The organism is Pantoea sp. X-Soil-YNGN-775 (assembly GCF_059730575.1).
Genome location: NZ_AP035945.1, coordinates 2,795,598 through 2,820,715 on the forward strand (window position 1 = coordinate 2,795,598; position 25,118 = coordinate 2,820,715).

General features: G+C 55.1%; 24 protein-coding genes. 6 read left to right on the forward strand and 18 right to left on the reverse strand.

The features are described from left to right. Window positions 1-3 precede the first annotated feature (3 nt). From nuoM to lrhA, 13 genes are all read right to left on the reverse strand, one after another. Window positions 4-1,524 (reverse strand): NADH-quinone oxidoreductase subunit M, encoded by a 1,521-nt coding sequence (nuoM, locus tag AC6I8I_RS13020; protein ID WP_031376229.1) that lies wholly within the window; start codon window positions 1,522-1,524, stop codon window positions 4-6. A gap of 205 nt (window positions 1,525-1,729) precedes the next feature. Beyond that, the gene (gene nuoL / locus AC6I8I_RS13025; protein ID WP_312055909.1) at window positions 1,730-3,565 is read right to left on the reverse strand and encodes an NADH-quinone oxidoreductase subunit L; all 1,836 of its coding nucleotides are present in this window, start codon (window positions 3,563-3,565) and stop codon (window positions 1,730-1,732) included. Further along, on the reverse strand, window positions 3,562-3,864 hold the full coding sequence (gene nuoK, locus AC6I8I_RS13030) for an NADH-quinone oxidoreductase subunit NuoK (protein ID WP_003854236.1): 303 nt from the start codon (window positions 3,862-3,864) through the stop codon (window positions 3,562-3,564). Before nuoK ends, nuoL begins: the two co-directional genes overlap by 4 nt. Continuing rightward, entirely contained in the window at window positions 3,861-4,412 is a 552-nt protein-coding gene (gene nuoJ / locus AC6I8I_RS13035) for an NADH-quinone oxidoreductase subunit J (protein ID WP_031376231.1), read from the reverse strand. Before nuoJ ends, nuoK begins: the two co-directional genes overlap by 4 nt. 10 nt (window positions 4,413-4,422) lie before the next feature. Then, window positions 4,423-4,965, reverse strand: coding sequence for an NADH-quinone oxidoreductase subunit NuoI (gene nuoI, locus AC6I8I_RS13040; protein ID WP_031376232.1), 543 nt, complete (start codon window positions 4,963-4,965; stop codon window positions 4,423-4,425). An 11-nt stretch (window positions 4,966-4,976) separates the two neighbouring features. Continuing rightward, window positions 4,977-5,954 carry an NADH-quinone oxidoreductase subunit NuoH gene (gene nuoH, locus AC6I8I_RS13045; protein ID WP_046288193.1) on the reverse strand — a complete coding sequence of 326 codons (978 nt, stop codon included), beginning with the start codon at window positions 5,952-5,954 and terminating at the stop codon, window positions 4,977-4,979. Beyond that, on the reverse strand, window positions 5,951-8,674 hold the full coding sequence (nuoG, locus tag AC6I8I_RS13050) for an NADH-quinone oxidoreductase subunit NuoG (RefSeq protein WP_497827935.1): 2,724 nt from the start codon (window positions 8,672-8,674) through the stop codon (window positions 5,951-5,953). The genes nuoH and nuoG overlap by 4 nt, the downstream gene beginning before the upstream one ends. Before the next feature lie 114 nt (window positions 8,675-8,788). Next, the gene (gene nuoF / locus AC6I8I_RS13055) at window positions 8,789-10,129 is read right to left on the reverse strand and encodes an NADH-quinone oxidoreductase subunit NuoF (protein WP_031376234.1); all 1,341 of its coding nucleotides are present in this window, start codon (window positions 10,127-10,129) and stop codon (window positions 8,789-8,791) included. 2 nt (window positions 10,130-10,131) lie between these two features. Then, window positions 10,132-10,647, reverse strand: a complete 516-nt coding sequence (gene nuoE, locus AC6I8I_RS13060; RefSeq protein WP_046288191.1) for an NADH-quinone oxidoreductase subunit NuoE — start codon at window positions 10,645-10,647, stop codon at window positions 10,132-10,134. Between the two features lie 2 nt (window positions 10,648-10,649). After that, window positions 10,650-12,449 carry an NADH-quinone oxidoreductase subunit C/D gene (gene nuoC / locus AC6I8I_RS13065; protein WP_312055907.1) on the reverse strand — a complete coding sequence of 600 codons (1,800 nt, stop codon included), beginning with the start codon at window positions 12,447-12,449 and terminating at the stop codon, window positions 10,650-10,652. 116 nt (window positions 12,450-12,565) lie between these two features. Further along, on the reverse strand, window positions 12,566-13,243 hold the full coding sequence (locus tag AC6I8I_RS13070) for a NuoB/complex I 20 kDa subunit family protein (RefSeq protein ID WP_009089012.1): 678 nt from the start codon (window positions 13,241-13,243) through the stop codon (window positions 12,566-12,568). 15 nt (window positions 13,244-13,258) lie between these two features. After that, window positions 13,259-13,702, reverse strand: a complete 444-nt coding sequence (locus AC6I8I_RS13075; RefSeq protein ID WP_031376237.1) for an NADH-quinone oxidoreductase subunit A — start codon at window positions 13,700-13,702, stop codon at window positions 13,259-13,261. A gap of 684 nt (window positions 13,703-14,386) precedes the next feature. Beyond that, a complete protein-coding gene (lrhA, locus tag AC6I8I_RS13080) occupies window positions 14,387-15,310 on the reverse strand; it encodes a transcriptional regulator LrhA (RefSeq protein ID WP_021509211.1) in 924 nt (307 codons plus the stop codon). Between the two features lie 375 nt (window positions 15,311-15,685). On the opposite strand from lrhA, the gene AC6I8I_RS13085 reads away from it, so the two are divergent. The 3 genes from AC6I8I_RS13085 to yfbR all read left to right on the forward strand — a co-directional run bounded on the left by AC6I8I_RS13085 (window position 15,686) and on the right by yfbR (window position 18,165). Next, window positions 15,686-15,889, forward strand: a complete 204-nt coding sequence (locus tag AC6I8I_RS13085) for a hypothetical protein (RefSeq protein ID WP_497827936.1) — start codon at window positions 15,686-15,688, stop codon at window positions 15,887-15,889. Between the two features lie 389 nt (window positions 15,890-16,278). After that, entirely contained in the window at window positions 16,279-17,496 is a 1,218-nt protein-coding gene (locus AC6I8I_RS13090; protein WP_312055905.1) for a pyridoxal phosphate-dependent aminotransferase, read from the forward strand. A gap of 69 nt (window positions 17,497-17,565) precedes the next feature. Next, window positions 17,566-18,165 (forward strand): 5'-deoxynucleotidase, encoded by a 600-nt coding sequence (gene yfbR, locus AC6I8I_RS13095; protein WP_312055904.1) that lies wholly within the window; start codon window positions 17,566-17,568, stop codon window positions 18,163-18,165. A 22-nt stretch (window positions 18,166-18,187) separates the two neighbouring features. Here the strand turns inward: yfbR and AC6I8I_RS13100 are convergent, their stop codons facing one another. The 3 genes from AC6I8I_RS13100 to yfbV all read right to left on the reverse strand — a co-directional run bounded on the left by AC6I8I_RS13100 (window position 18,188) and on the right by yfbV (window position 19,949). Beyond that, a complete protein-coding gene (locus AC6I8I_RS13100; protein ID WP_312055903.1) occupies window positions 18,188-18,847 on the reverse strand; it encodes a sugar phosphatase in 660 nt (219 codons plus the stop codon). Window positions 18,848-18,860: 13 nt separating this feature from the next. Then, window positions 18,861-19,355 carry a YfbU family protein gene (locus tag AC6I8I_RS13105; RefSeq protein WP_031376240.1) on the reverse strand — a complete coding sequence of 165 codons (495 nt, stop codon included), beginning with the start codon at window positions 19,353-19,355 and terminating at the stop codon, window positions 18,861-18,863. A 141-nt stretch (window positions 19,356-19,496) separates the two neighbouring features. Further along, a complete protein-coding gene (gene yfbV, locus AC6I8I_RS13110; RefSeq protein ID WP_312055902.1) occupies window positions 19,497-19,949 on the reverse strand; it encodes a terminus macrodomain insulation protein YfbV in 453 nt (150 codons plus the stop codon). On the opposite strand from yfbV, the gene AC6I8I_RS13115 reads away from it, so the two are divergent. From AC6I8I_RS13115 to pta, 3 genes are all read left to right on the forward strand, one after another. After that, a complete protein-coding gene (locus AC6I8I_RS13115) occupies window positions 19,893-20,270 on the forward strand; it encodes a hypothetical protein (RefSeq protein WP_312055919.1) in 378 nt (125 codons plus the stop codon). The genes yfbV and AC6I8I_RS13115 overlap by 57 nt on opposite strands. 14 nt (window positions 20,271-20,284) lie before the next feature. Next, window positions 20,285-21,487, forward strand: a complete 1,203-nt coding sequence (gene ackA, locus AC6I8I_RS13120; RefSeq protein ID WP_312055901.1) for an acetate kinase — start codon at window positions 20,285-20,287, stop codon at window positions 21,485-21,487. 70 nt (window positions 21,488-21,557) lie between these two features. Beyond that, a complete protein-coding gene (gene pta, locus AC6I8I_RS13125; RefSeq protein WP_497820359.1) occupies window positions 21,558-23,702 on the forward strand; it encodes a phosphate acetyltransferase in 2,145 nt (714 codons plus the stop codon). A 73-nt stretch (window positions 23,703-23,775) separates the two neighbouring features. Here the strand turns inward: pta and yfcD are convergent, their stop codons facing one another. Then, window positions 23,776-24,300, reverse strand: coding sequence for an NUDIX hydrolase YfcD (gene yfcD / locus AC6I8I_RS13130; protein WP_031376244.1), 525 nt, complete (start codon window positions 24,298-24,300; stop codon window positions 23,776-23,778). 110 nt (window positions 24,301-24,410) lie between these two features. Then, a complete protein-coding gene (gene yfcF / locus AC6I8I_RS13135; protein ID WP_497827937.1) occupies window positions 24,411-25,052 on the reverse strand; it encodes a glutathione transferase in 642 nt (213 codons plus the stop codon). Window positions 25,053-25,118: the final 66 nt, after the last annotated feature.

The window sequence follows — 25,118 nt, forward strand, 5'->3', positions numbered from 1 at the left end:
GAATTACGGCCTTGTAGTTGAAATTGAAGCGGTAAACCACTGCTGAATATTGCTCATGGCAGCGTGCGAAGTATCCAGAATCGGCTGTGGATAGACGCCCAGCAGCACCAGCAGCACCACCAGAACCCCGATGGTCAGAAACTCACGCGGCGACATGCCCGGCAGCGGATCTTTCGATTTCGCTTCGCCATAGTAAGCGCGCTGCATCATCACCAGCGAGTAGACCGAGGCGAACACCAGACCAAAGGTGGCGATGACGATAATCACTGGCACCACCTGGAAGCTGCCGGTCAGAATCATAAATTCGCCGACGAAGTTACCGGTGCCCGGCATCCCGAGGTTAGCCACGGCAAAGAACAGCGACAGGCCAGGGATCCATTTAATCCGTGACCACAAGCCGCCCATCTGACGCATGTCACGGGTATGCAGACGCTCGTACAGCTGACCACACAGGATGAACAGTGCCGCGGCTGACAGGCCGTGCGCAATCATCTGCACCACCGCACCCTGGAACGCCAGCTGGCTGCCGGTGTAGATCGCAATCAGCACAAAGCCCATGTGCGAAATTGAGGTGTAGGCGATCAGACGTTTGATATCGGTCTGCGAGAAGGCCATCCAGGCGCCGTAGAAGATACCGATAATGCCTAACCACATGGCAATCGGCGCGAACTCGGCGGAGGCGTTCGGGAAAAGCGGCAGGCTGAAGCGCAGTAAACCGTAAGCCGCGGTCTTCAGCAGGATCCCGGCCAGGTCGACCGAACCTGCAGTCGGTGCCTGACTGTGCGCATCCGGCAACCAGCCGTGCAATGGAACCACCGGCATTTTCACCGCGAAAGCGATAAAGAAGCCCAGCATCAGCAGATACTCGACACCGCTCGACATCGGCGTTTTCAGCAGCTGCTCGTAGTTAAAGGTCCAGACGCCGGTGGCGTTGTAGTGGACGAAAACCAGTCCCAGAATCGCAATCAGCATCACCAGACCTGACGCCTGGGTATAGATGAAGAATTTGGTGGCGGCGGTAATACGGGTTTTACCGTCAGAGGCTTTATGACCCCAGAGCGCGATGAGGAAGTACATCGGCACCAGCATCATTTCCCAGAAGAAGAAGAACAGGAACATGTCGATGGCAAGGAACACCCCGATCACGCCACCCAGAATCCACATCAGATTCAGGTGGAAAAAGCCCTGATACTTTGAAATCTCATTCCAGGAACAGAGCACCGCCATCAGGCCGAGCAGGCCGGTCAGCACCACCATCAGCAGCGACAGACCGTCGATGGCGACATGGAAGCTGATGCCGAAGCGTGGGATCCACGGTACGGAGAAACTTGACTGCCACTGCGGAATACCCGCTGCCTGCGTCAGTGAATAGCCTCCCTGCAACCAGAGTTGCAGCGAAAGCGCCAACGTCAGCCCCATGGTGATCAGTGCGATCCAGCGTGGCACCTTCGCGCCAAGGCGCTCGGTCAGCCAGCAAATCAGACCACCGACGAAGGGTATGATAATTAGCCAAGGTAATAACACGGCACACTTCCCTTATATTTCCTTTTCTGAGCTATCTTACTTGCCATTTTCATCCCCGGCAGTGCTCGCAATCCTCACATACCTCGGTATGCTCCGGTTGCTGTGCGCTGGCGGTGATAAAACTGGCGGCGACGATGACGCTCATTACTCAGGTTATTTTGACATTCTTCGTTGGGGTGAGCTAACCCACCCCGCTCATCAATCTTTAAATCACCAGCATCAGGGCCAGCACCACTACGGCACCGACACTCATCGACGCGACGTACCAGCGCAGGTACCCATTTTCACTGACCACTAGGCCTTTATTGGCGATACGTGAGAACAGCGCAGGCAGGTTCATCAGGGCATTCAGTGGATCGCGTTTCAGCAGCCACGCAATACCAAGGTAAGGTTTGACGAACACTTTGTCGTAGAGCCAGTCGAAGCCCCATGCAGCGAACCACCAGGTACCGAAGAAACGGCCCGGCGCGCTGTTAGCGATCTTCGTTACCAGCTCACGTTTGCCCAGCCACAGCGCGGCAGCAATCAGAATGCCAACCACAGCGACCACGCCAGAGGTGATTTCAAGTCCCACTTTGCCGGCTTCACCAAACTCATTAGCAGGCAGTACGCCAGCCAGTGGCGGCGTAATCAGCGCGCCGATGAAGGTGGAAAGCAGCAGCAGCACAATCAGTGGCAGATGATGGGTAATGCCTTTACCGGCATGCGCATGAATTTTCTCTTCACCGTGGAACACGATGAAGATCATGCGGAAGGTATAGATAGAAGTCAGGAAAGCGCCCACCAGACCGGCAACCATCAGATTGACGTGACCGTTGGCCAGTGCGCCAAACAGGATCTCATCTTTACTGTAGAAGCCCGCAGTAATCAGCGGCAGTGCCGCCAGCGCCGCGCCGCCCACCAGGAAGCAGGTGTAAACCAGCGGAATGCTCTTACGCAGGCCGCCCATCTTAAAGATGTTCTGCTCGTGGTGGCAGGCCAGAATCACTGAACCGGAAGAGAGGAACAGCAACGCTTTAAAGAAGGCGTGCGTCATCAGGTGGAAAATCGCCGCATCCCACGCCTGTACGCCCAACGCCAGGAACATGTAGCCAATCTGGCTCATGGTGGAGTAAGCGAGTACGCGTTTGATATCGGTTTGCACCAGCGCGGCAAAGCCAGCCAGCACCAGGGTAATCGCCCCGATAATGCCGACCAGATGCAGCACTTCCGGCGTCAGCAGGAACAGTCCGTGACTGCGGGCAATCAGGTAAACACCGGCGGTCACCATGGTCGCGGCGTGGATCAGTGCCGAGACCGGCGTCGGACCGGCCATCGCATCCGCCAGCCAGGTCTGCAGCGGTAACTGTGCCGATTTACCGACCGCGCCGCCCAACAGCATCAGCGTCGCCCACTGCAGCATGTGGTTGTCTGCGGCAAAGTGCGCCGGTGCCAGTTCCATCATCTCGCGGAAGTTCAGCGTGCCCAGCTCGTTATAGAGAATGAACAGCGCGAACGCCAGAAACACGTCGCCGACACGGGTGATGATGAACGCTTTCATCGCCGCCTTGCCGTTGTCCGGATTGCTGTAGTAGAAGCCGATCAACAGATAAGAGCAGAGCCCTACCCCTTCCCAGCCGAGATACATCAGCATCAGGTTATCGGCCAGCACCAGAACCACCATGCTGGCGATAAACAGGTTGGTGTAGGCGAAGAAGCGCGAGTAGCCCTCTTCACCGCGCATGTACCAGGAGGCGAACATGTGGATGAAGAAACCGACGCCAGTGACCACTGACAGCATGGTCAGCGAAAGGCCGTCCAGCGTCAGGTTCACTTTCATGTCAAAATTGCCGACCTGCATCCAGGTCCAGAGCGCCTGGGTATAAGCCTGCTGGCCGTTGGCGAAGAAGTCGACACCGACCATCACCGTGGTCAGCGCCGCCAATCCTACCGATCCCATACCAATAGCGGCCGACAGATTTTCTGACCAGCGACCACGGGAAAATGCTAACAGCAAGAAGCCGATTAGCGGAAACAGTACTGTTAAATAGAGAAGATTCATCCGCGCATCTCGCTCACAGTGTCAATGTTCAGCGTCTGACGACGACGATAGAGCTGGAGCAGCAGCGCCAGGCCAATACTCGCTTCAGCGGCGGCCAGACTGATCGCCAGGATATACATCACCTGTCCATCGGCCTGTCCCCAGTAGCTCCCCGCAACCACCAGCGCTAAGGCAGCGGCGTTGATCATGATCTCCAGGCCAATCAGCATAAACAGCAGATTGCGGCGGATCACCAGCGAGGTCAGTCCGAGGACAAACAGCACAGCAGCAAGTATCAATCCATGTTGTAACGGGATCATGCATTCTCCTTTTTCGCTTGCGCGGCGTCAGAAACGCGGTTGCTGAGAACTTCACCCTGACGATCTTCACGACCGACGTGGAACGCCACCACCAGACCCGCCAGCAGCAGCATTGACGCCAGTTCAACCGCCAGCACGTAAGGACCAAACAGGCTGATGCCGACCGCTTTCGCGTCGATAATGGTGCCGTCAATGCCCTGATCGTTCGCGGTCAGGATGGCGTAGACCATGACTACCAGCAGCAACAGCGAGACCAGGCCAGGCCCAATCCACAGTGACGGACTCAGCCACTCGCGTTCCTGCTTCTCAGTCTGTTTGCCCAGGTTCAGCATCATCACCACGAAAACGAACAGCACCATAATCGCACCGGCGTAAACGATGATCTCCAGCGCGCCGGCAAAATAGGCGCCCATCGAGAAGAAGACGCCGGCGATCGACAGCAGCGAAATGATCAGGTACAGCAACGCATGTACCGGATTAGTGTGGGTAATGACGCGCAACGTCGTCAGCACCGCCACCAGCCCGCAAAGATAAAACGCAAATTCCATGCCTTGCTCCTTAAGGTAATAAGCCTTTGACGTCGATAGGCTTGGCTTCATTTTCCGCTTCGCCTTTATCTTTACCGTCAATCGCCATACCCGCCATGCGGTAGAAGTTGTATTCCGGATATTTACCCGGACCCGAGATCAGCAGATCGTCCTTCTCGTACACCAGATCCTGACGCTTGAACTCACCCAGTTCGAAATCGGGCGTCAGCTGAATCGCCGTGGTCGGACAGGCTTCCTCACACATGCCGCAGAAGATGCAGCGTGAGAAGTTGATGCGGAAGAACTCCGGGTACCAGCGACCATCTTTGGTTTCCGCTTTCTGCAGCGAAATACAGCCGACCGGACAGGCAACGGCGCACAGGTTACAGGCTACGCAACGCTCTTCGCCATCCGGATCGCGGGTTAACACGATGCGGCCGCGATAGCGTGGTGGCAGATAAACCGGCTCTTCCGGGTACATCTGCGTTTCACGTTTGGCGAAGGCGTGCAGGCCAATCAGCCAGATACTGCGGACTGTCGTGCCGAAGCCAACGACAATATCTTTTAAAGTCATTTGTTAACCCCTTACTGCGCTGTGTAGAGAATCACTGCGGCGGTCGCCAGCAGGTTCAACAGCGTCAACGGCAGACACACTTTCCAGCCGAACGACAGCACCTGGTCATAGCGTGGACGCGGAAGCGCAGCACGAATCAGGATGAACATCATCATAAAGAACGCCGTTTTCAGGGCGAACCAGATGAACGGCGGCAGGAATGGGCCATGCCAGCCACCAAAGAACAGCGTGACGATCAGCGCCGACACGGTGGTAATCGCCACATATTCGCCGACAAAGAACAGGCCAAACTTCATACCGGCATATTCAATGTGGTAACCATCGGCCAGTTCCTGCTCGGCTTCCGGCTGGTCAAATGGATGACGGTGACAGACCGCAACGCCAGCAATACAGAAGGTTACGAAGCCGAAGAACTGCGGAATGATGTTCCACAGGTGCGTCTGGCTGTTGACGATATCGTTCATGTTGAACGAGCCCGCCTGCGCCACCACACCCATCAGCGACAGCCCGAGAAACACTTCGTAGCTCAGCGTCTGCGCCGAAGCACGCATCGCACCCAGCAGCGAGTATTTGTTGTTACTCGACCAGCCAGCGAACAGCACCGCGTAGACCGCCAGGCCCGCCATCATCAGGAAGAACAGCAGACCGATATTCAGGTCCGTCACCATCCAGGTCGGCGAAACCGGCACAATCGCAAACGCCAGCAGCAGCGACACGAAAGCGATAACCGGTGCCAGGGTGAAAATGAAGCGGTCGGTAAACGGCGGGACCCAGTCCTCTTTAAAGAACATTTTGATCATGTCCGCCACCAGCTGCAGCGATCCGCCCCAGCCTACCCGGTTCGGTCCGTAACGGTTCTGGAACAGGCCGAGCAGACGACGCTCGGCAAAGCTCATGAACGCGCCACAGGCCACCACCACCAGCAGAATGACGATGGCTTTACCGATGGCCAGCAGAATGTCGATAACATCCGGTGTTAACCAGCTCATTGCGCCGTCTCCTGCAGTTTGTCGATTTTTCCGTTCGCCAGGAACGGCGGTACACCCGGCATGCCCAGCGGCAGGCCAATCTGTCCCGCCTGCAGTGACGCTGAGAAACGGACCGGCAGACGTACGGTTTCACCGGCACAGGTAAACTCAACGGCTGCGCCGTTGTTAACACCCAGTTTCGCCGCATCATCCGGGTTAATCACCAGCATCGGCTGCGCCATGCGCTGCTGGAATACCGGCGAACGCTGTGACATCTCTTCACTGCCAAACAGCTGATAGTAAGGTGCCACGCGCCACTGCGTTTCGCTGACAAACGCCGCAGGGACGTTGCTGAACCACGGCAGCTGGGCGGCGCTGGCTTCAAACAGGCGTACGCCCGGATCGCCATTACGCAGTTTACCGCCCACTTCAACCTGGAATTTGTTCCACGCCTGCGGTGAGTTCCAGCCCGGTGCCCAGGCAAACGGAATCTGCGAACGTGGCGCGCCTGGCTGGTTGTTGCCTTCCATTGAGAAGGCGAACATGGTGTCCTGATCCTGCGGCTGACGCGGTTCGTGCACGCTGATGTTGGCGCGCGCGGCGGTACGGCCACTGGAACGGTGCGGTGAACGCGACAGTTTCTGCCCGCGAATACGGAAGCTGGCATCCGGTGCCGCATCCTTGATGCCGGCCAGCTGTGGCAGATGACTCACCACCGCATCGATCACGTGGTCCAGCTGCGTCCAGTCGACGTGACGACTTTCCAGCGTGCTGTGCAGCGAATGCAGCCAGCGCCAGCTTTCAAGCATCACAATGCTGTTGTCGTAATAGGAAGGATCGTAAACCTGGAAGAAACGCTGTGCGCGGCCTTCATGGTTAATCGAGGTTCCGTCACTTTCGGCGAAGCTGGCGGTCGATAACACCAGCCCGGCTTTCTCCAGCGTAGCGGTACGCTGATGATCCACCACAATCACGTTGGTGGTCTGTGCCAGTGCCGCATCAACCAGCGCTTTCGGTGCATGACGATAGAGATCGTTTTCCAGCACCACCAGCGCATCGGCTTCACCGTTGCTCAGCTGCTCCAGCGCGCTTTCCAGCGTATTGCCGCCCATCAGGCCAAGACCCACACTGTTAGCGTGTCCCGCCAGCAGCGTAATCCCGACGTCGGCACCGCGCGCTTTCAGCGCTTTGGCCACGTTGGCAGCCGCTTCGATCATCGCGCTGCTGCCGGAGTGGGTACCGGAGATGATTAACGGTTTTTTCGCGCCGGCCAGCGCCTGCACGATGACATCCATCTTGCCGTTCAGCTTGCTGTCGAAATCGGTCACCGCCGGGGCAGTTTCATCCAGCGCGTTGGCGATGGCGAAACCGAGGCGCGCCTGATCTTCAACCGGTGCGCGGTAGCTCCAGGCAGCGATATCATCCAGACGGGTTTCATCGACGTTAGTGATAAACAGCGGATGTTTGGCGTTCTGACCGATGTTGAGGATCGCTGCAATCTGCCACTCTGCTACTTTCTGAGCGGCGGCCATGTCGCGCGCTTTGCCTTTAACGGCCTGACGCACTGACAGCGCCACGCGTGCGCCCACCTGGGTCAGATCTTCACCCAGCACCAGCACCGCATCGTAGCTTTCAATTTCGCGCAGCGATGGCGTATAGATCCCGCCTTCACGCAGTACTTTCAGCATCAGCTCCAGCCGGGCCTGTTCGCCCGCCGGCATCCCGGTGGAGAAGTTTTCGGCACCAACCAGCTCACGCAGTGCAAAGTTGCTTTCAATGCTGGCGCGCGGCGAACCGATACCAATCACTTTTTTCGCCTGACGCAGCAGATCCGCGCCGGCATTCACCGCCTGTTCTGCGTTCAGTGTCACCCAGTCGTTGCCGCGCAGCAGCATCGGCTGGCGGGGGCGATCTTTGCGGTTGACGTAGCCGTAACCAAAACGGCCACGGTCACACAGGAAGTAGTGGTTTACCGTACCGTTGTAGCGGTTCTCGATGCGGCGCAGTTCGCCGTAACGCTCACCCGGGCTGGTGTTACAGCCGACGCTGCACTGCTGGCAGATGCTCGGTGCAAACTGCATATCCCATTTACGGTTATAGCGTTCGGAGTGGGTTTTATCGGTGAACACGCCGGTCGGACAGATCTCAACCAGGTTACCGGAGAATTCGCTCTCCAGCGTGCCATCTTCCGGGCGACCGAAATAGACGTTGTCGTGCGCGCCATAGACCCCGAGATCTTTGCCGTCGGCATAATCTTTGTAGTAACGCACACAGCGATAGCAGGCGATACAGCGGTTCATCTCGTGAGAAATGAACGGGCCGAGGTCCTGATTGCGGTGGGTACGTTTGGTGAAGCGATAACGGCGGAAGCTGTGGCCGGTCATCACTGTCATATCCTGCAGGTGACAGTTACCCCCTTCTTCACAGACCGGGCAGTCGTGCGGGTGGTTGGTCATCAGCCACTCCACCACGCTTTCGCGGAACTCTTTCGCTTCGCCATCGTCGATGGAGATAAATGTGCCGTCAGAAGCCGGCGTCATGCAGGACATGACAAGACGGCCGCGGGTATCTTCGGCATTCTGGAATTGCTTTACCGCGCACTGGCGGCAGGCCCCAACGCTTCCCAGCGCCGGATGCCAGCAAAAATAAGGAATATCAAGGCCCAGAGAGAGACACGCCTGTAGCAGGTTGTCCGCTCCGTTCACATCATACTCTTTACCGTCTACATGGATTGTAGCCATAGTGACATGCTTCCGTAAGGCTCGTCAGAAACGAGCGTTAATCAAATTCTTGCCCCGACACACTGCGATTATCGGGGCGGCGGCACCAGGCCTGTTTCCGTGTGCTGCGGCGAATTACCAGCGCGCTTTCAGCAGGTTTGGCTGAATCCCGCCAATCGCGCGGGTATTACCAAACACCTGCGGCGCAATGCCGGCTTCAAACTCTTCACGGAAATATTTAATCGCACTCTGCAGCGGCTCAACCGCACCCGGCGCATGTGCGCAGAAGGTTTTACCCGGGCCGAGCTGACGGCAGAGTTGCTGTAAGGTTTCGATGTCGCCTGGCTGACCCTGCTTCTGCTCCAGCGCGCGCAGAATTTTTACGCTCCACGGCAGGCCGTCACGGCATGGCGTACACCAGCCGCACGATTCACGGGCGAAGAACTCTTCGAGATTGCGCACCAGCGAAACCATATTGATTTCGTGATCGACCGCCATTGCCAGCGCAGTACCCAGACGGCTGCCGGCTTTGCCAATGCTGGCAAATTCCATTGGCAGATCCAGGTGCTCATCGGTCAGGAAGTCGGTCCCTGCCCCACCTGGCTGCCAGGCTTTGAAGCGCAGTCCGTCACGCATTCCGCCGGCGTAATCTTCCAGAATTTCACGTGCGGTAATGCCGAACGGCAGTTCCCAGACGCCAGGATTTTTCACCCGACCGGAGAAGCCCATCATCTTGGTGCCGGCGTCGTCGCTTTTCGAGATGCCTTTGTACCAGTCGACGCCGTTTGCCAGGATGGCCGGCACGTTTGACAACGTTTCGACGTTGTTAACGCAGGTCGGTTTACCCCATGCGCCCGCACTCGCCGGGAAAGGCGGTTTGGAACGCGGGTTAGCACGACGCCCTTCCAGCGAGTTAATCAGCGCCGTCTCTTCGCCGCAGATGTAACGTCCCGCGCCGGTGTGAACGATCAGTTCGAAGTCAAAACCGGTGCCGAGAATGTTTTTACCGAGATAGCCCGCTTCGGTGGCTTCAGCAATCGCCCGGCGCAGATGCACCGCGGCTTCAATGTATTCGCCACGCAGGAAGATGTAGCCACGATAAGCCTTCAGCGCAAAGGCACTGATCAGCATCCCTTCCACCAGCTGGTGAGGCATCTGCTCCATCAGCAGGCGGTCTTTATAGGTGCCCGGCTCCATTTCATCGGCGTTACACAGCAGGTAACGGATGTTCATCGACTCATCTTTCGGCATCAGGCTCCACTTCAGCCCGGTTGAGAAGCCCGCACCGCCGCGCCCTTTCAGGCCAGAGTCTTTGACCGCCGCCACGATTTCGTCAGGCGACATGCTGTTTAACGCTTTTTCAGCGCCGGCATAACCGTTTTTACTGCGGTATTCATCAATCCACACCGGCTGCTTGTCGTCGCGCATCCGCCAGGTGAGAGGATGGGTTTCAGCAGTACGAATGATAGTTTTCAGTGTCATTGATACTGCTCCAGCAAAGTGGCGATGCCTTCTGGCGTCAGATGCACGTGGGTATCTTCATCCACCATCATCGTTGGCCCTTTATCGCAGTTGCCCAGACAGCAGGTCGGCAGCAGGGTAAAACGTCCGTCCGCCGTGGTCTGGCCCGGTTTGATATTCAGATTCTGTTCCAGCGCAGCCTGAATGCCCTGATAGCCGGTAATGTGGCACACCACGCTGTCGCAGTAGCGGATCACATGGCGGCCAACCGGCTGACGGAAGATCTGGCTGTAGAATGTCGCCACGCCTTCCACGTCACTGGCCGGAATGCCCAGCACCTCAGCGATGGCGTGAATTGCGCCATCCGGCACCCAGCCGCGCGCTTTCTGCACGATCTTCAGCGCTTCGATTGAGGCTGCACGCGCATCTTCGTAGTGGTGTTTTTCGTGCTCAATGGCGTGATGTTCTTCCGCGCTCAGCACGAAGACCTCGTTGGGGTCGATCGTTTTAATGGCAATGTGTTGATCGTGCATAATTAGCGGTCCACGTCTGACATAACAAAATCGATACTACCGAGGTATACGATCAGGTCGGATACCAGGCTGCCGCGGATGACTGAAGGAATCTGCTGCAGATGCGGGAAGCTGGGCGTGCGCACACGGGTGCGGTAGCTCATGGTGCTGCCGTCGCTGGTCAGGTAGTAACTGTTGATCCCTTTGGTCGCTTCAATCATCTGGAAGGATTCGTTGGCCGGCATTACCGGGCCCCACGAGACCTGCAGGAAGTGGGTGATCAGCGTTTCAATGTGCTGCAACGTGCGCTCTTTCGGCGGCGGCGTAGTCAGCGGATGATCGGCTTTGAACGGCCCTTCCGGCATGTTGTTCAGGCACTGCTCAAGAATACGCAGCGACTGCCACATCTCTTCCATCTTCAGCTGGACGCGGCTGTAAGCATCACTGATGCCGGAACCGATCGGGATGTCGAAATCGAAGTTTTCGTAGCCGGAATATGGACGCCATTTACGCACGTCAAAGTCGAGACCGGTGGCGCGCAGACCGGCACCGGTAGTGCCCCAGGCCAGCGCTTCTTCCATGTTGTAGGCGGCCACGCCTTTGGAACGGCCTACCAGCACGCTGTTACGCAGGGCGGCTTTGTCATATTCCTTCAGACGCTTCGGCATCCAGTCAAGGAAGTCACGCAGCAGACGTTCCCAGCCTTTCGGCAGGTCGTGCGCCACGCCGCCAATGCGGAACCACGCCGGGTGCATACGGAAGCCGGTAATGGCTTCAACCACGTCATAAATTTTCTGACGATCGGTAAAGGCAAAGAACACCGGCGTCATGGCGCCGACGTCCTGAATAAAGGTCGAAATGTAGAGCAGATGGCTGTTGATACGGAACAGTTCAGACAGCATCACGCGGATCACGTTAACGCGATCCGGCACCACGATACCGGCCAGTTTCTCTACCGCCAGCACATAAGGCATCTCATTGACGCAACCGCCGAGATATTCGATGCGGTCGGTGTAGGGAATGTAGCTGTGCCACGACTGACGCTCACCCATCTTTTCGGCACCGCGATGGTGGTAACCGATGTCAGGTACGCAGTCGACGATCTCTTCGCCATCCAGCTGCAGAATGATGCGGAAAGCCCCGTGCGCCGACGGGTGGTTAGGACCGAGGTTGAGGAACATGAAGTCCTCATTGGTGGTGCTGCGCTTCATGCCCCAGTCTTCAGGCTTGAAAGTCAGCGCCTCCATCTCCAGATCTTCTTTCTGTTTGGTCAGCGTGAACGGATCGAATTCAGTGGCGCGCGCCGGATAGTCCTTACGCAGCGGGTGCCCTTCCCAGGTCGGCGGCATCATGATGCGGGTCAGGTGCGGGTGACCGTCAAAGGTCACGCCAAACATCTCCCAGGTTTCACGCTCATACCAGTTGGCATTCGGGAACAGACGGGTGATGGTCGGCAGGTGCATATCATTTTCAGATAACGCCACCTTGAGCATGATGTCGCGATTACGTTCAATCGACAGGAAATGATAGAAAACGGAAAAATCCGCTGCAGGCAAGCCTGCGCGGTGGGTACGTAAACGCTCATCCATGCCATGCAGGTCATACAGCATGACGTAAGGCTTGGGTAATTTACGCAGGAACTCGATGATTTCCAGTAGCTGTTCACGCTTCACCCAGACCACCGGAATCCCGGTGCGGGTCGCCTGAACGGTAAAGGCATCCGGCCCAAAACGGTTACGCAACTCGCCAATCACCGGGTCATCAAGGTGATCACGGGTTTGCCATGAAGGCTGAGCGAGATCTTGCGTGGTCAAATCTGTCATACGTTACTCACCATTCCGGCCTGGTCTCAGGCACTCAAATGAAGGCGTCAGGATGGGGCCATGCATTAAATTGTGATGTTCTGCTGCAGGCGCGGTTTGCCATCCATACGGTTAACTTACACTTCGTCCGGGCTACGCAGGTTGGTGACCGCAATGCGCTCACCGCGTTTTCTTTCACGCTCGGATTGCATGTTGGCGCGGTAAACGCCCTGATCGCCGACCACCCATGACAGCGGACGGCGCTCTTTGCCGATCGACTCCTGCAACAGCAGCAGCGCCTGCATATAGGCTTCCGGACGCGGCGGGCAGCCAGGAATATACACATCAACCGGCAGGAATTTATCCACGCCCTGCACCACGGAATAGATGTCATACATGCCGCCGGAGTTAGCGCAGGCACCCATAGAGATTACCCATTTCGGCTCCAGCATCTGGTCATACAGACGCTGAATCACCGGGGCCATTTTGGTAAATGGCGTACCGGCGATAACCATAAAGTCGGCCTGACGAGGCGAGGCACGCATAACTTCGGCACCGAAACGCGCCACGTCATGCACTGCGGTAAACGAGGTCGTCATCTCTACATAACAACAGGAGAGGCCGAAGTTGTAAGGCCACAGGGAGTTTTTACGTCCCCAGTTCACCATGTCGTGCAGGGCATTTTCGAGTTTGCCCATGTAAACGCTGCGATGAACGTGCTGCTCCAGCGGATCGCTGACGATTTCCTGCTTTTGCAGAGGATAACGGTCGTTCTCACCACCGTTCGGGTCTATGCGGGTGAGCGTATAGTCCATCTTATTGCCTCTCTTTTACTGCTTGTGAGGATTGGTGTGACTGATCGTGGTGGTTTTAACCACGACCCGGCGACGTGCAGGAGCCCAATCGAGTGCGCCGATGCGTACCAGATAGACCAAGCCCGCCAGGAGCACCAAAATGAAAATTGCGGCTTCCACAAAGCCGACCCAGCCGCTTTCGCGGATTGAGGTCGCCCATGCGTATAAAAAGAGGGCTTCGACGTCGAAGATGACGAAAAACATCGCAACCAGATAAAATTTTGCCGACAGGCGGATGTGGGTATCGCCGACCGACTCAATGCCCGATTCGAACGGCGTGTCTTTGTGACGCGCGCGTGCTCTGCCGCCAAGCAGCCATCCTCCGGTCAACATGAAAGCACACAGGCCAAAAGCGATGACGATAAAGACGATAAACGCCCAATGCTGAGCGATGATTTCGGTGGTAGTTGACATACTCATTGCTTACTCATCAAAAGTGGCGCTGGCATCCTGCACGCGTTTCCCGCAGCAAACTGACCACATCGATTCAAGGGAAGGATAAAAACCTTTTAAACGTCACTGTTATTCTTAAATAAACAGCAATTTTATGGGGTTTTTTACTCCTTTCTATAACCTTTTGTCAACTTTGACAAAAGTATCCAAACATTATTTCACACCTGCATCATATTATTAACAAATGATGCCCCGCTTTCCAGCTAAATCGCTTCAGTCTGTGGGGTTAATTTTAGTGTAGCGGGTATTTACATGCTTGGATCGTGCATTTAACAAACATATTTTGACAGGAATCACCGTGTTTTCCTTCCCCTTAGCAGGGGTATTTTCTTGATCCAGGACACACTTCTGTCCTTTTTGCGTTAAATTTCTCCGCTTTTCGGACCAGCCGAAACAAAAAGTTCGTTTTTTTGGTGAGTAAGTTTCAGATACAACAGAGATGAAATTAATTGCAACCGGTGACTATTGAAAAGAGCCGGTTCAGCAGCATGTTAAAATTGTCAGGAAGCGACAGGCAGGCAAAAAAAAGCCTCTCGCTCTGCTTACAGATTGAAAGGCTTTTTTATCGGAGTTTTGATTCGCGCACTCTGCACATTATCTGCGCAGTAGAGTGTCAGCGAAATTAATCTGCGCAGTAGAGTGTCAGCGAAATTATTCTTCGTCATCCAGTAACAGTGTACCGTCAGGATTAGCGCTCAGGTTATACGGATCGTTGGTGGACTGCATGGCGTTAAAGATCGCCAGCGCCAGTTCATTATCGCTGTCAGGGTTACGACACAGCAGATACTGCGTATCCGGCAGAACCGGCAGCCCTTCAGCCGCACCCATCACCCGCAGTTCCGGACTCATCATCTCTACCGGACGTGCCGTCACACCCAATCCTGCTTTAACCGCAGCACGTACCGCAGCCAGCGTCGACGCCACGTACGAAATACGCCATGGGATGCCCGCTTCGTTGAGATGATCGATCGCCATATCGCGATAAGGACTTGGCTCATCCAGCAATACCAATGGAATGGCTTCACCGCGCTGGAAGATGTAATCCGCCGCGCAATACCACAAGGTTGGCGAGGTGCGCAGCACCTGATAGGTGAAATTGCCCGGGCTGGAGGTGGTGACCACAAGGTCCACTTCGCCCTGGTTGAGCATTTCCATCATGAAAGGGTTACGTTTTACCCGTACATCAATCGCCAGTTTCGGATAGACCGAGGTTACGCGGTTTAGCAGGAACGGCAGAATGGTGTCAGACGTGTCATCGGAAGCGCCAATAGTCAGCACACCCTGAATATTGCTGTACATCAGAGAGGTGCAGGCTTCGTCATTAAAACGAAGGATTTTTCTGGCGTAACCTAACAGCTGGATTCCGTGCTCAGTTAACAGCTTATTACGTCCATGTCTGGCAAACAGCTCTTTACCTACCAATTGCTCCAGACGTTGCATCTGCTGGCTGACTGCTGACTGGGTTCTGCAGACCGCTGCAGCCGCCGCCGCAAAAGTATTCAGGTCAGCAACGGCAACGAAGGTTCTCAGCAGATCGAGGTCGAGATTCAGTATCGGACGATTTGCATTAGTCATGTTTTTTCTTCACTTATTAGATTTTTACGAACTACTACCCTGGTGTTATTACTAAGCTTATCAAAGTGATAAGCAGTAATGGTGCTCAATGACAGTCCTGTGTTGAGACTGACACAAAAAATTCCACGTACGTTTACAGACCGCTGAAGACCTGGATAAAGCTGAAGATCAACAGGGTCGGAAGACAGATACAACTTCTGAACCGAAGGCGCGGGGGTGCGCGTATGCAGGAAGCTGTGTAGTTGTCTTATTCCCACCCAAAAAGGCCAGGCGGGACAGAATGTGTGATGGGGCACCGCATTAAGCGGAGCGGCCATACGCACTAAATAATAAATTATACTTAATCATTTTTGACTTCAAAATGGAAATGATTTTGTGAAAACCGCTGTAAATTTTGTGCTAAAGGCGTTTCCAGCGCATCCTGGCAGCCAGGTGCTTTCTTTTCATCCGGTCGGTGAGAAAAATTTCAGCAGTGTAGTGACAGACAATAGCTTGAATTCCGCTTATCTGCTGCCATCCGGCCCTGATCTTTTGGGACTTCTGCGCGAATTACAGGGTGATAGCCGCACCAGTCTTTAACAGTCTTAAGCCGTAAGTGAAATCGCCCTGCCCTGAATGGTCACTATTTAGCCATCCATAAAATATCGTTTAACTATTTCACACGGTGTGTATTTCAAAAGCGGGCAAAGGTTCCGCCGTCATAAGTTCCAAAAATGTTTCATAATGTGCCAGCCAGCCGCCATTTTTGCCGGCCGCTGTCAGTTTAAAATATCGTTTAATTATTTTAATGTGGATAGTTTAACTAATAATTATGTTAACAGATAACTTTTGCACTACACGCGACCGGAAAAGTTGTTGAACCCGCCAAAACCGAGCGGCACCCTTCTTTTGTGTCCGTGAGGAGAGTACATTGTGCTGGTTTGATTTCTGCGGCAGCCAAAAGGATTCTGCCCATTAAGGCGGTAACAATGACTTTTCAGATTGATAAATCCGGTAAGCTGGATAACGTTTGCTACGACATCCGTGGCCCGGTATTGAAAGAGGCTAAACGCCTCGAAGAAGAAGGCAACAAAGTTCTTAAACTGAACATCGGCAATCCGGCGCCGTTTGGCTTCGAAGCCCCTGATGAAATTCTGGTAGATGTGATCCGTAACCTGCCGAGCGCGCAGGGTTATTGCGACTCCAAAGGACTCTATTCCGCCCGCAAAGCGATCATGCAGCATTACCAGGCACGCGACATGCGCGATGTCACCGTAGAAGATATCTACATCGGGAATGGTGTTTCTGAGTTAATCGTGCAGGCGATGCAGGCCCTGCTGAACAGTGGCGATGAAATGCTGGTGCCGGCCCCTGATTATCCGTTATGGACCGCGGCCGTGTCGCTGTCGAGCGGTAAAGCGGTGCACTATCTGTGTGACGAATCGGCTGACTGGTTTCCCGACCTGGACGATATCCGCAGTAAGATCACCCCCCGCACCCGCGGCATCGTTATCATCAACCCGAATAATCCTACCGGTGCGGTTTACAGTAAAGAACTGCTGTTAGAAATTGTCGAAATTGCCCGTCAGCATAACCTGATCATTTTCGCCGATGAGATCTACGACAAAATTCTTTACGACGAGGCACAGCATCACTGCATCGCCGCCCTGGCGCCCGATCTGCTGACTGTCACCTTCAACGGCCTGTCGAAAACCTATCGCGTTGCGGGCTTCCGTCAGGGCTGGATGGTGCTGAACGGCCCGAAAAAGCACGCCAAAGGTTACATTGAAGGGCTGGAAATGCTCGCTTCTATGCGGCTGTGCGCCAACGTGCCGGCGCAGCATGCGATTCAGACCGCACTGGGAGGATACCAGAGCATCAGCGAATTTATCGTGCCTGGCGGTCGTCTGTATGAGCAACGCCAGCGTGCCTGGGAACTGATTAACGATATTCCCGGCGTTAGCTGCGTCAAACCACAGGGTGCGCTGTATATGTTCCCGCGCATCGATGCAAAAAAATTCAACATCTTTGACGATCAGAAGATGGTGCTGGATTTCCTGTTGCAGGAGAAAGTCCTGCTGGTGCAGGGCAGCGCCTTCAACTGGCCGTGGCCAGATCACCTGCGCATCGTGACCCTGCCGCGCGTTGATGATCTGGAGATGGCGATCAATAAATTTGGCCGTTTCCTGCAAGGCTACCGTCAATAATCTCAGCCGCGTATACTGACGCTATTTGGGGAGAGCCGGTCTCTCCCCTGTCGGCTCACAGGAACGCTCATGACTCAAAGCCACTTTTTTGCCCACCTCTCTCGCCTTAAGCTGATCAATCGCTGGCCGCTGATGCGCAATGTGCGCACCGAAAACGTCTCTGAGCACAGCCTGCAGGTAGCAATGGTGGCGCACGCCCTGGCGGTGATCAAGAATCTTAAATTCAATGGCACGCTTAACGCCGATCGCATCGCCATGCTGGCGCTCTATCATGATGCCAGTGAAGTGCTGACCGGCGATCTGCCGACGCCGGTGAAGTATTACAACGCGCAGATTGCCCATGAATATAAAAAGATTGAAAAAATTGCTCAGCAAAAGCTGATTGAGATGCTGCCTGAGGAGTTTCAGGCGATCTATCGCCCGTTGATTGATGAGCATCAGCACAGTGAAGAAGAACAGGCCGTGGTCAAGCAGGCCGATGCGCTCTGCGCGTATGTGAAGTGTCTGGAAGAGCTCTCCGCCGGCAATAACGAATTTTTGCTGGCGAAGGCGAGGCTGGAAACCACGCTGGCGCAACGTCGCTCACCGGAAATGGATTACTTCGTTGAGGTATTCATTCCCAGCTTCAGCCTGTCACTGGATGAGATTTCGCAGGATACGCCGCTCTGATTCAGACGGCGCAGTCATGTTCTTACGCCTTGCGCCCGATGCTGAACTGGCCATTGCTCTGTCGGGTGAGGGTTAACGACTCAAGCGACGACAGCTGCAGCGTGACGTCATTCAGTCGCGGCGTTTCAGCCGGCGCATTGACCGCTATCACCGCACAGCCGGCATTCAGACCGGATAGAATCCCGGCGGGCGCATCCTCAACCACCACACATGCGGTTGCCGCTAACCCAAGCTTTTCGGCCCCCAGCAGATAAGGATCCGGCTCCGGTTTGCCCTTTGCCACCTGTTCCGCAGTGATAAACACCGCCGGCTGCGGTAAGCCTGCCGCTTTATGCCGCGCATGCGCCACCGGCACCGAACCTGAGGTGACAATCGCCCATGGGATCTGCAGTTCATTCAGCGTGTTCAGTAACGCGCGCGCGCCAGGCAACGCCTGAACGCCATCCGTATCGGCGGCCTCAGACTGTTCCAGCGCAACAAACTCTGCCTGAATTGCCGCTTCCGGCTGACCGGCCATAAAGTGACGCAGTGACGTGATCGCCTGTTTACCATGAATAAACGCCAGGATCTCTTCCGCTGCAATGCCGTGGCGGGCGCCCCACTGGCTCCAGGCACGTTCAACTGCGGGCAGAGAATCTACTAAGGTGCCGTCTAAATCAAATAGAAAACCACTGTAGGTCACGCGTCACTCCTCATCAGGCATTAATTACTTGCGCAATTTCATTAGCGCTCAAATGGTACTGTCGCGGACAAGTCTGCCACAAAGCCAGCATACGTTGATACTTTTCCCACATCGGCGTCTGGGCATTAAAGCCATGGGTGCCGGAATCAAAATGGGTATAGCGCCCTTCGCTATTCACCATAAAGCGTACGTAGCCCAGATAACGCGCTTCGGTCGCGGCATCAAACCCGAGAAACGCCAGACGCCGCTCCTCGAGCGTGCCGCTATCTTTGAGGTTCGACCAGGAAACGTGCAGCGCATGGTGCATTTCCATAATGTCGATGATGGTCCGGCAGGTCTCTTCACTGAGTTCGCCGAACTCTTTGTCCAGCTCACGCATCTGCAGCGCATAGCCGCGTTCGATAATGGTTTGGTAACGGCGGAAGCGCTCGGCATTTTCCGGCTCAAGCATCGCCATGATTTTGTACTGGTTGGTAAGGATCAAACGCTGTGCATGGGTCATTTCCATCATTCACTCCCGGCCAGAGCCGCTCAGGTAACAGTTAATGAGGAAATGATCACACAGCGTTAGCGATACGGAAATATCCGTATCGCCTTTCTTTGATCTGGCTGCAGGTTAACCGGTATTTTAGTCAGAAACCGGCATCACTCAGAGGTCGTCGAGGAAGGTGCGGTCCAGCTGTTTAAAGGCGCGTTTCAGCACGTCAGCCAGCGCCTGGTAGGTCGGTTTGCCCTCAACCGGAGCAATTGCCTGACCGGCCTCTTCCAGTCTGGCGCGGACCTCGTGGAACCAGTTGAGCAAGGTAGGCGGAAGCGGCGTAATCGATCGTTTTCCCAGCCACCACAAGCCCTGCATCGGCAGGCTACAGGCAAACAGCGCTGTCGCGACTGCCGGGCCAAGCTGACCGCCCATGGCAATCTGCCAGGTTAGCGTGAAAATCGCTAAAGGTGGCATAAAGCGAATGGCAAAGCGCGTCGCTGATGAAACACGGTTTTCAGGGAACACCGGTGCCAGGCGCTTGTCAGCCGGCCAGGTCTTCATGTAGTGCTGTCCGCGCTGAAACATCCGGAACCAACTGGTACTGCCCGATTCATTCGCCATGGCTCACCTCAACTAATACTGCAAAGATTAAAAAATAGTTATAACTACACAACTTTACGTGACATCCTTCAATTTTTTTTGTCTTTAAAGGTGACTCCAGCTATTCTGACGCCGTTTCAACACCTTTCTGGCAGCGACCAGCGCCTTTGGGAAGAGGACGGGTCAGGTTGCGACAAAGAAATTTCAAATTTTTGCGTAAAATTACCAAATTTTTTTGCGGAAAAGCAGAATTCTGACTACCGCATGATGTTTATCATTAATCTACCAGCTTTCATGGGCTACGCTGATAGTCTGATTGCGTTTTTTTTAGCCACTCTCTAAAAATAGGTACTTCCATGTCGAGTAAGTTAGTTCTGGTCCTGAACTGTGGCAGCTCTTCCCTCAAGTTTGCCATCCTCAATCCTGCCAGCGGCGACGAATTTTTGTCTGGCCTGGCGGAATGCTTTCATCTTCCTGAAGCGCGTATCAAATGGAAGCTGGACGGTCAAAAACAGGAAGCGCCCCTCGGTGCCGGCGCAGCGCATAGCGAAGCACTGAATTTCATTGTTAAAACCATTCTGGCACAAAAACCAGAGCTTTCGGCACAAATTGCTGCAATCGGCCATCGCATCGTTCACGGCGGCGAGAAACTGACCCAGTCAGTGGTGATCACTGAAGAGGTGATCCAGGGCATTAAAGACGCCTCTTCCTTTGCGCCACTGCATAATCCAGCGCACCTTATTGGTATCGATGAGGCGATGAAAAACTTCCCGCACCTGTCAGATAAGAATGTCGCGGTATTTGACACCGCTTTCCATCAGACAATGCCGGAAGAGTCCTACCTTTATGCGCTGCCGTACAAACTGTATAAAGAGCACGGCGTTCGTCGCTATGGCGCACACGGCACCAGCCACTATTACGTGACGCATGAAGCGGCCAAAATGCTCAACAAGCCGCTGGCTTCACTCAACATCATCACCTGCCATCTCGGCAACGGCGGTTCGGTTTCAGCGATCCGCAATGGCGAATGCGTTGATACCTCAATGGGTCTGACGCCGCTGGAAGGCCTGGTGATGGGCACCCGCAGTGGCGATATCGACCCGGCGATCATCTTCTTCCTGCACGACACCCTCGGCATGAGCGTTGATGCGATCAACAAGCTGCTGACCAAAGAGTCTGGCCTGTTAGGGCTGACCGAAGTCACCAGCGACTGCCGTTATGTTGAAGAAAACTACACCACCAAAGAGGATGCGAAGCGCGCGATGGATGTGTTCTGCCACCGCCTGGCCAAATACATCGGCAGCTATACCGCGCTGATGGAAGGTCGCCTTGACGCCGTTATCTTCACCGGCGGTATCGGTGAAAACGCCGCGATGGTGCGCGAACTGACGCTGAAAAAACTGGCGCTGCTCGGTTTCGAGGTGGATCACGATCGTAACCTGGCGGCCCGCTTTGGTCAGTCCGGCTACATCAATAAAGAGGGCACCCGCCCGGCGCTGGTTATCCCAACCAACGAAGAGTTGGTTATCGCCCAGGACGCCGCGCGTCTGACTGCGTAATCGCTTCTCTCCGTCAGCTCAGGCTGACGGAGTTGTTTTTGACACCCTGCAATTTCTGAGAGGTTCAATCGTGTCACGTACAATTATGCTCATTCCGACCGGCACCAGCGTCGGCCTGACCAGCGTCAGCCTCGGCGTTATTCGCGCCATGGAACGTAAAGGCGTGCGTCTCAGCGTCTTCAAGCCGATTGCTCAGCCGCGTTCTGGCGGTGATACACCGGATCAGACCACCACCATTATTCGTAAAAACTCGTCGATTCCTGCTGCTGAACCGCTGCAGATGGCACGGGTTGAATCTCTGCTGGGTTCTAACCAGCAGGACGTGCTGATGGAAGAGATCATCTCCCGTTACCATGCCAACACCCAGGACGCCGAAGTGGTGCTGGTTGAAGGCCTGGTGCCGACCCGTAAGCATCAGTTCGCCAACGCGCTGAACTACGAAATCGCCAAAACGCTGAACGCGGAAATCGTCTTCGTGATGGCGCTGGGCAATGACTCTCCGGCACAGCTGAAAGAACGCATTGAGCTGACGCAAAGCAGCTTCGGCGGACAGAAAAACAAAAACATCACAGGCGTGATCATCAACAAACTTAACGCGCCAGTGGATGAACAGGGACGTACCCGCCCTGACCTGTCAGAAATTTTTGATGACTCGTCAAAAGCCAGCATCGCGAACATCGATCCGAAACAGCTGTTTTCCGACAGCCCGCTGCCGGTATTAGGCTGCGTGCCGTGGAGCTTTGATCTGATTGCCACTCGCGCCATCGATATGTGCCGCCACCTTAATGCGCGCATCATCAACGAAGGTGAGATTCAGACTCGCCGGGTGAAATCTGTCACCTTCTGCGCCCGCAGTATTCCGCATATGCTGGAGCATTTCCGTCCAGGATCGCTGCTGGTGACCTCCGCTGACCGTCCGGATGTGCTGGTTGCCGCCTGTCTGGCTGCCATGAACGGCATTGAGATTGGCGCCATTCTGCTGACCGGTAACTATGAAATTGACGATCGTATCGCCAGACTGTGTGAGCGTGCGTTCCAGACCGGCCTGCCGGTGTTTATGGTGAAAACCAATACCTGGCAGACCTCACTCAGCCTGCAGAGCTTTAACCTTGAAGTTCCGGCTGATGACACCCAGCGCATCGAAAAAGTGCAGGAGTACGTCGCCAGCTATATCAACGCTGACTGGATTGAGTCACTGACCGCCACCTCTGAACGCAGCCGTCGCCTGTCACCTCCAGCCTTCCGTTATCAGCTGACCGAGCTGGCGCGCAAAGCCGGCAAACGTGTGGTGCTGCCAGAGGGTGATGAGCCGCGTACCGTGAAAGCCGCGGCGATCTGTGCCGAACGCGGCATCGCCACCTGCGTGCTGTTAGGTAACCCGGATGAAATTCAGCGCGTCGCTGCTGCGCAGGGCGTCGAACTGGGCAAAGGCGTCGAGATTGTCGATCCGGCTGTGGTGCGTGAAAACTACGTGCCGCGTCTGGTTGAGCTGCGTAAGAGCAAGGGCATGACCGAAGTAGTGGCGCAGGAGCAACTGGAAGATAACGTGGTGCTGGGTACCATGATGCTGGAGCGCGGCGAAGTCGACGGTCTGGTTTCCGGTGCCGTGCACACTACCGCCAACACCATCCGTCCGCCGTTGCAGCTGATCAAAACCGCACCGAACAGTTCACTGGTTTCGTCAGTGTTCTTTATGCTGCTGCCTGAGCAGGTGCTGGTTTACGGTGACTGCGCGATTAACCCGGACCCAAGCGCTGAGCAGCTGGCTGAAATCGCTATTCAATCCGCCGATTCGGCTAAGGCGTTTGGTATCGACCCGCGCGTGGCGATGATCTCCTACTCTACCGGCACCTCAGGTGCTGGCAGCGACGTCGAAAAAGTGCGTGAAGCGACCCGTATTGCGCAGGAGAAGCGTCCGGATCTGGTGATTGATGGTCCGCTGCAGTATGACGCAGCGATTATGGAAGATGTGGCGAAATCAAAAGCGCCAAACTCACAGGTGGCCGGCCGCGCCACGGTGTTTATCTTCCCGGATCTCAACACCGGTAACACCACCTATAAAGCGGTACAGCGTTCGGCCGATCTGATCTCCATCGGTCCGATGCTGCAGGGCATGCGTAAACCGGTCAACGACCTGTCACGCGGCGCGCTGGTGGATGATATCGTCTACACCATCGCCCTAACCGCTATCCAGTCACAGCAGGCTGAAGGCTAAACCTCACTGTGTTACATCGGGCATGCCACTGCGCATGCCCTTTTTTTTGTCTGCGCTACATTACCGGTTGATATCAGGCGCGGTTCTCGCCGTTACGGCTCATCCACAGCGACAATGCCTTCAGCGAATCGTCGGTAAACTCATCGCAACGCGCGGTGATCTCATCAGGTGTCATCCAGATAATCTCATCCACTTCGGTTTCCTGCATCGCGAAAGGACCGTGTGACACGCAGCTGAACAGTCCACCCCAGACGCGGCAATGCTCATCTTCGAAGTAGAATTTGCCGTGCTCGGCAAACGGAACGTCGGCAATCCCCAGTTCCTCTTCCGCTTCACGTCGTGCCGATTCCAGCATATCTTCGCCGCTCTGCACCACGCCGCCCGCCGTTGCGTCCAGCTTGCCCGGCATAAAATCTTTGGTCTCAGTGCGACGCTGTACCAGAATTTTACCCATACCGTCATGCACCACGATATAGGTGGCACGGTGACGCAGGCATTCAGCACGCATCTGTGCACGTGTCGCCTGAGCAACCACTTCGTTCTCTTCGTTGACGATATCGACCCACTCGACACCCTCACCCGCAATGTGATCCACCATCCGAAACCCTTTCCTGTTTGGCGTGCCTGGATGCACGCGCTGTTTACCACGTTATTATCATAGTGTGGCGTAAGGTAATCACTTCCGTTAGCTTGAGCAAGCCTCGAAAGTTATCGATTTTTACCGCTTTCAGCTAACCACAGTTGTACTGAGGCACGCTGCCACTGAAACTCAGCATACTGCTGTAAGCGCGCGGGTAACGGATCGCCGTGCAGTACCAGCCGGTTGAGCATCACCGACAGATCGGTATCGGCGATTGACCATTCACCAAACAGATTCTGCTGGCCTTCAGGTAACAGCCGTTCAACCGCCGTAATCAGCTTATCTACCGCCTGCTGCGCCGAGGCGGTCAGCGGTGAAAATCGTTCGCCGGCGAACAGCACTTCGGTCGGCCGTTCCTGACGGATCCACAGAAAGTCGCTGCGTAGCCAGGCCTGAATCTCCCTTGCCCTGGCACGCTTCTCACGGTCGCGTGGATAGAGGCGCTCAAACTCGGGAGCCGGAAACCGCTCTTCCAGATATTCGCTGATGGCCGAAGATTCGCTCAGCAGAAAATCATCGATTTGCAGCGTAGGCACCCGGCAGGTTAACGACAGCTCACGATAGGTCGCAGCGAACTGCTGGTTTTGCGATAAATCGACCCGTTTCAGGGTAAAAGGGATGCCTTTTTCGGTGAGAGCAACATAAGCCGACATGGCGTAAGGACTGAAAAATGATGAATCTGACCACAGGGTGATGGGCGGATAATTCATCGGTTACCTCAATTGGCTGTCAGGATTGCATCATGTTTACCGATTTTTATTTCTGAAGGCAACGCT

Excerpts from the sequence above, each read along its gene's own strand:
- AC6I8I_RS13070 (WP_009089012.1), bottom strand. The coding sequence starts at position 13,243 with ATGGACTATACGCTCACCCGCATAGACCCGAACGGTGGTGAGAACGAC.
- nuoG (WP_497827935.1), bottom strand. The coding sequence starts at position 8,674 with ATGGCTACAATCCATGTAGACGGTAAAGAGTATGATGTGAACGGAGCG.
- AC6I8I_RS13075 (WP_031376237.1), bottom strand. The coding sequence starts at position 13,702 with ATGAGTATGTCAACTACCACCGAAATCATCGCTCAGCATTGGGCGTTT.
- yfbR (WP_312055904.1), top strand. The coding sequence starts at position 17,566 with ATGACTCAAAGCCACTTTTTTGCCCACCTCTCTCGCCTTAAGCTGATC.
- nuoC (WP_312055907.1), bottom strand. The coding sequence starts at position 12,449 with ATGACAGATTTGACCACGCAAGATCTCGCTCAGCCTTCATGGCAAACC.
- nuoL (WP_312055909.1), bottom strand. The coding sequence starts at position 3,565 with ATGAATCTTCTCTATTTAACAGTACTGTTTCCGCTAATCGGCTTCTTG.
- nuoJ (WP_031376231.1), bottom strand. The coding sequence starts at position 4,412 with ATGGAATTTGCGTTTTATCTTTGCGGGCTGGTGGCGGTGCTGACGACG.
- nuoE (WP_046288191.1), bottom strand. The coding sequence starts at position 10,647 with ATGCACGATCAACACATTGCCATTAAAACGATCGACCCCAACGAGGTC.
- yfcF (WP_497827937.1), bottom strand. The coding sequence starts at position 25,052 with ATGAATTATCCGCCCATCACCCTGTGGTCAGATTCATCATTTTTCAGT.
- ackA (WP_312055901.1), top strand. The coding sequence starts at position 20,285 with ATGTCGAGTAAGTTAGTTCTGGTCCTGAACTGTGGCAGCTCTTCCCTC.
- nuoK (WP_003854236.1), bottom strand. The coding sequence starts at position 3,864 with ATGATCCCGTTACAACATGGATTGATACTTGCTGCTGTGCTGTTTGTC.
- AC6I8I_RS13090 (WP_312055905.1), top strand. The coding sequence starts at position 16,279 with ATGACTTTTCAGATTGATAAATCCGGTAAGCTGGATAACGTTTGCTAC.
- nuoI (WP_031376232.1), bottom strand. The coding sequence starts at position 4,965 with ATGACTTTAAAAGATATTGTCGTTGGCTTCGGCACGACAGTCCGCAGT.
- yfbV (WP_312055902.1), bottom strand. The coding sequence starts at position 19,949 with ATGGCGAATGAATCGGGCAGTACCAGTTGGTTCCGGATGTTTCAGCGC.
- lrhA (WP_021509211.1), bottom strand. The coding sequence starts at position 15,310 with ATGACTAATGCAAATCGTCCGATACTGAATCTCGACCTCGATCTGCTG.
- AC6I8I_RS13105 (WP_031376240.1), bottom strand. The coding sequence starts at position 19,355 with ATGGAAATGACCCATGCACAGCGTTTGATCCTTACCAACCAGTACAAA.
- yfcD (WP_031376244.1), bottom strand. The coding sequence starts at position 24,300 with ATGGTGGATCACATTGCGGGTGAGGGTGTCGAGTGGGTCGATATCGTC.
- nuoH (WP_046288193.1), bottom strand. The coding sequence starts at position 5,954 with ATGAGCTGGTTAACACCGGATGTTATCGACATTCTGCTGGCCATCGGT.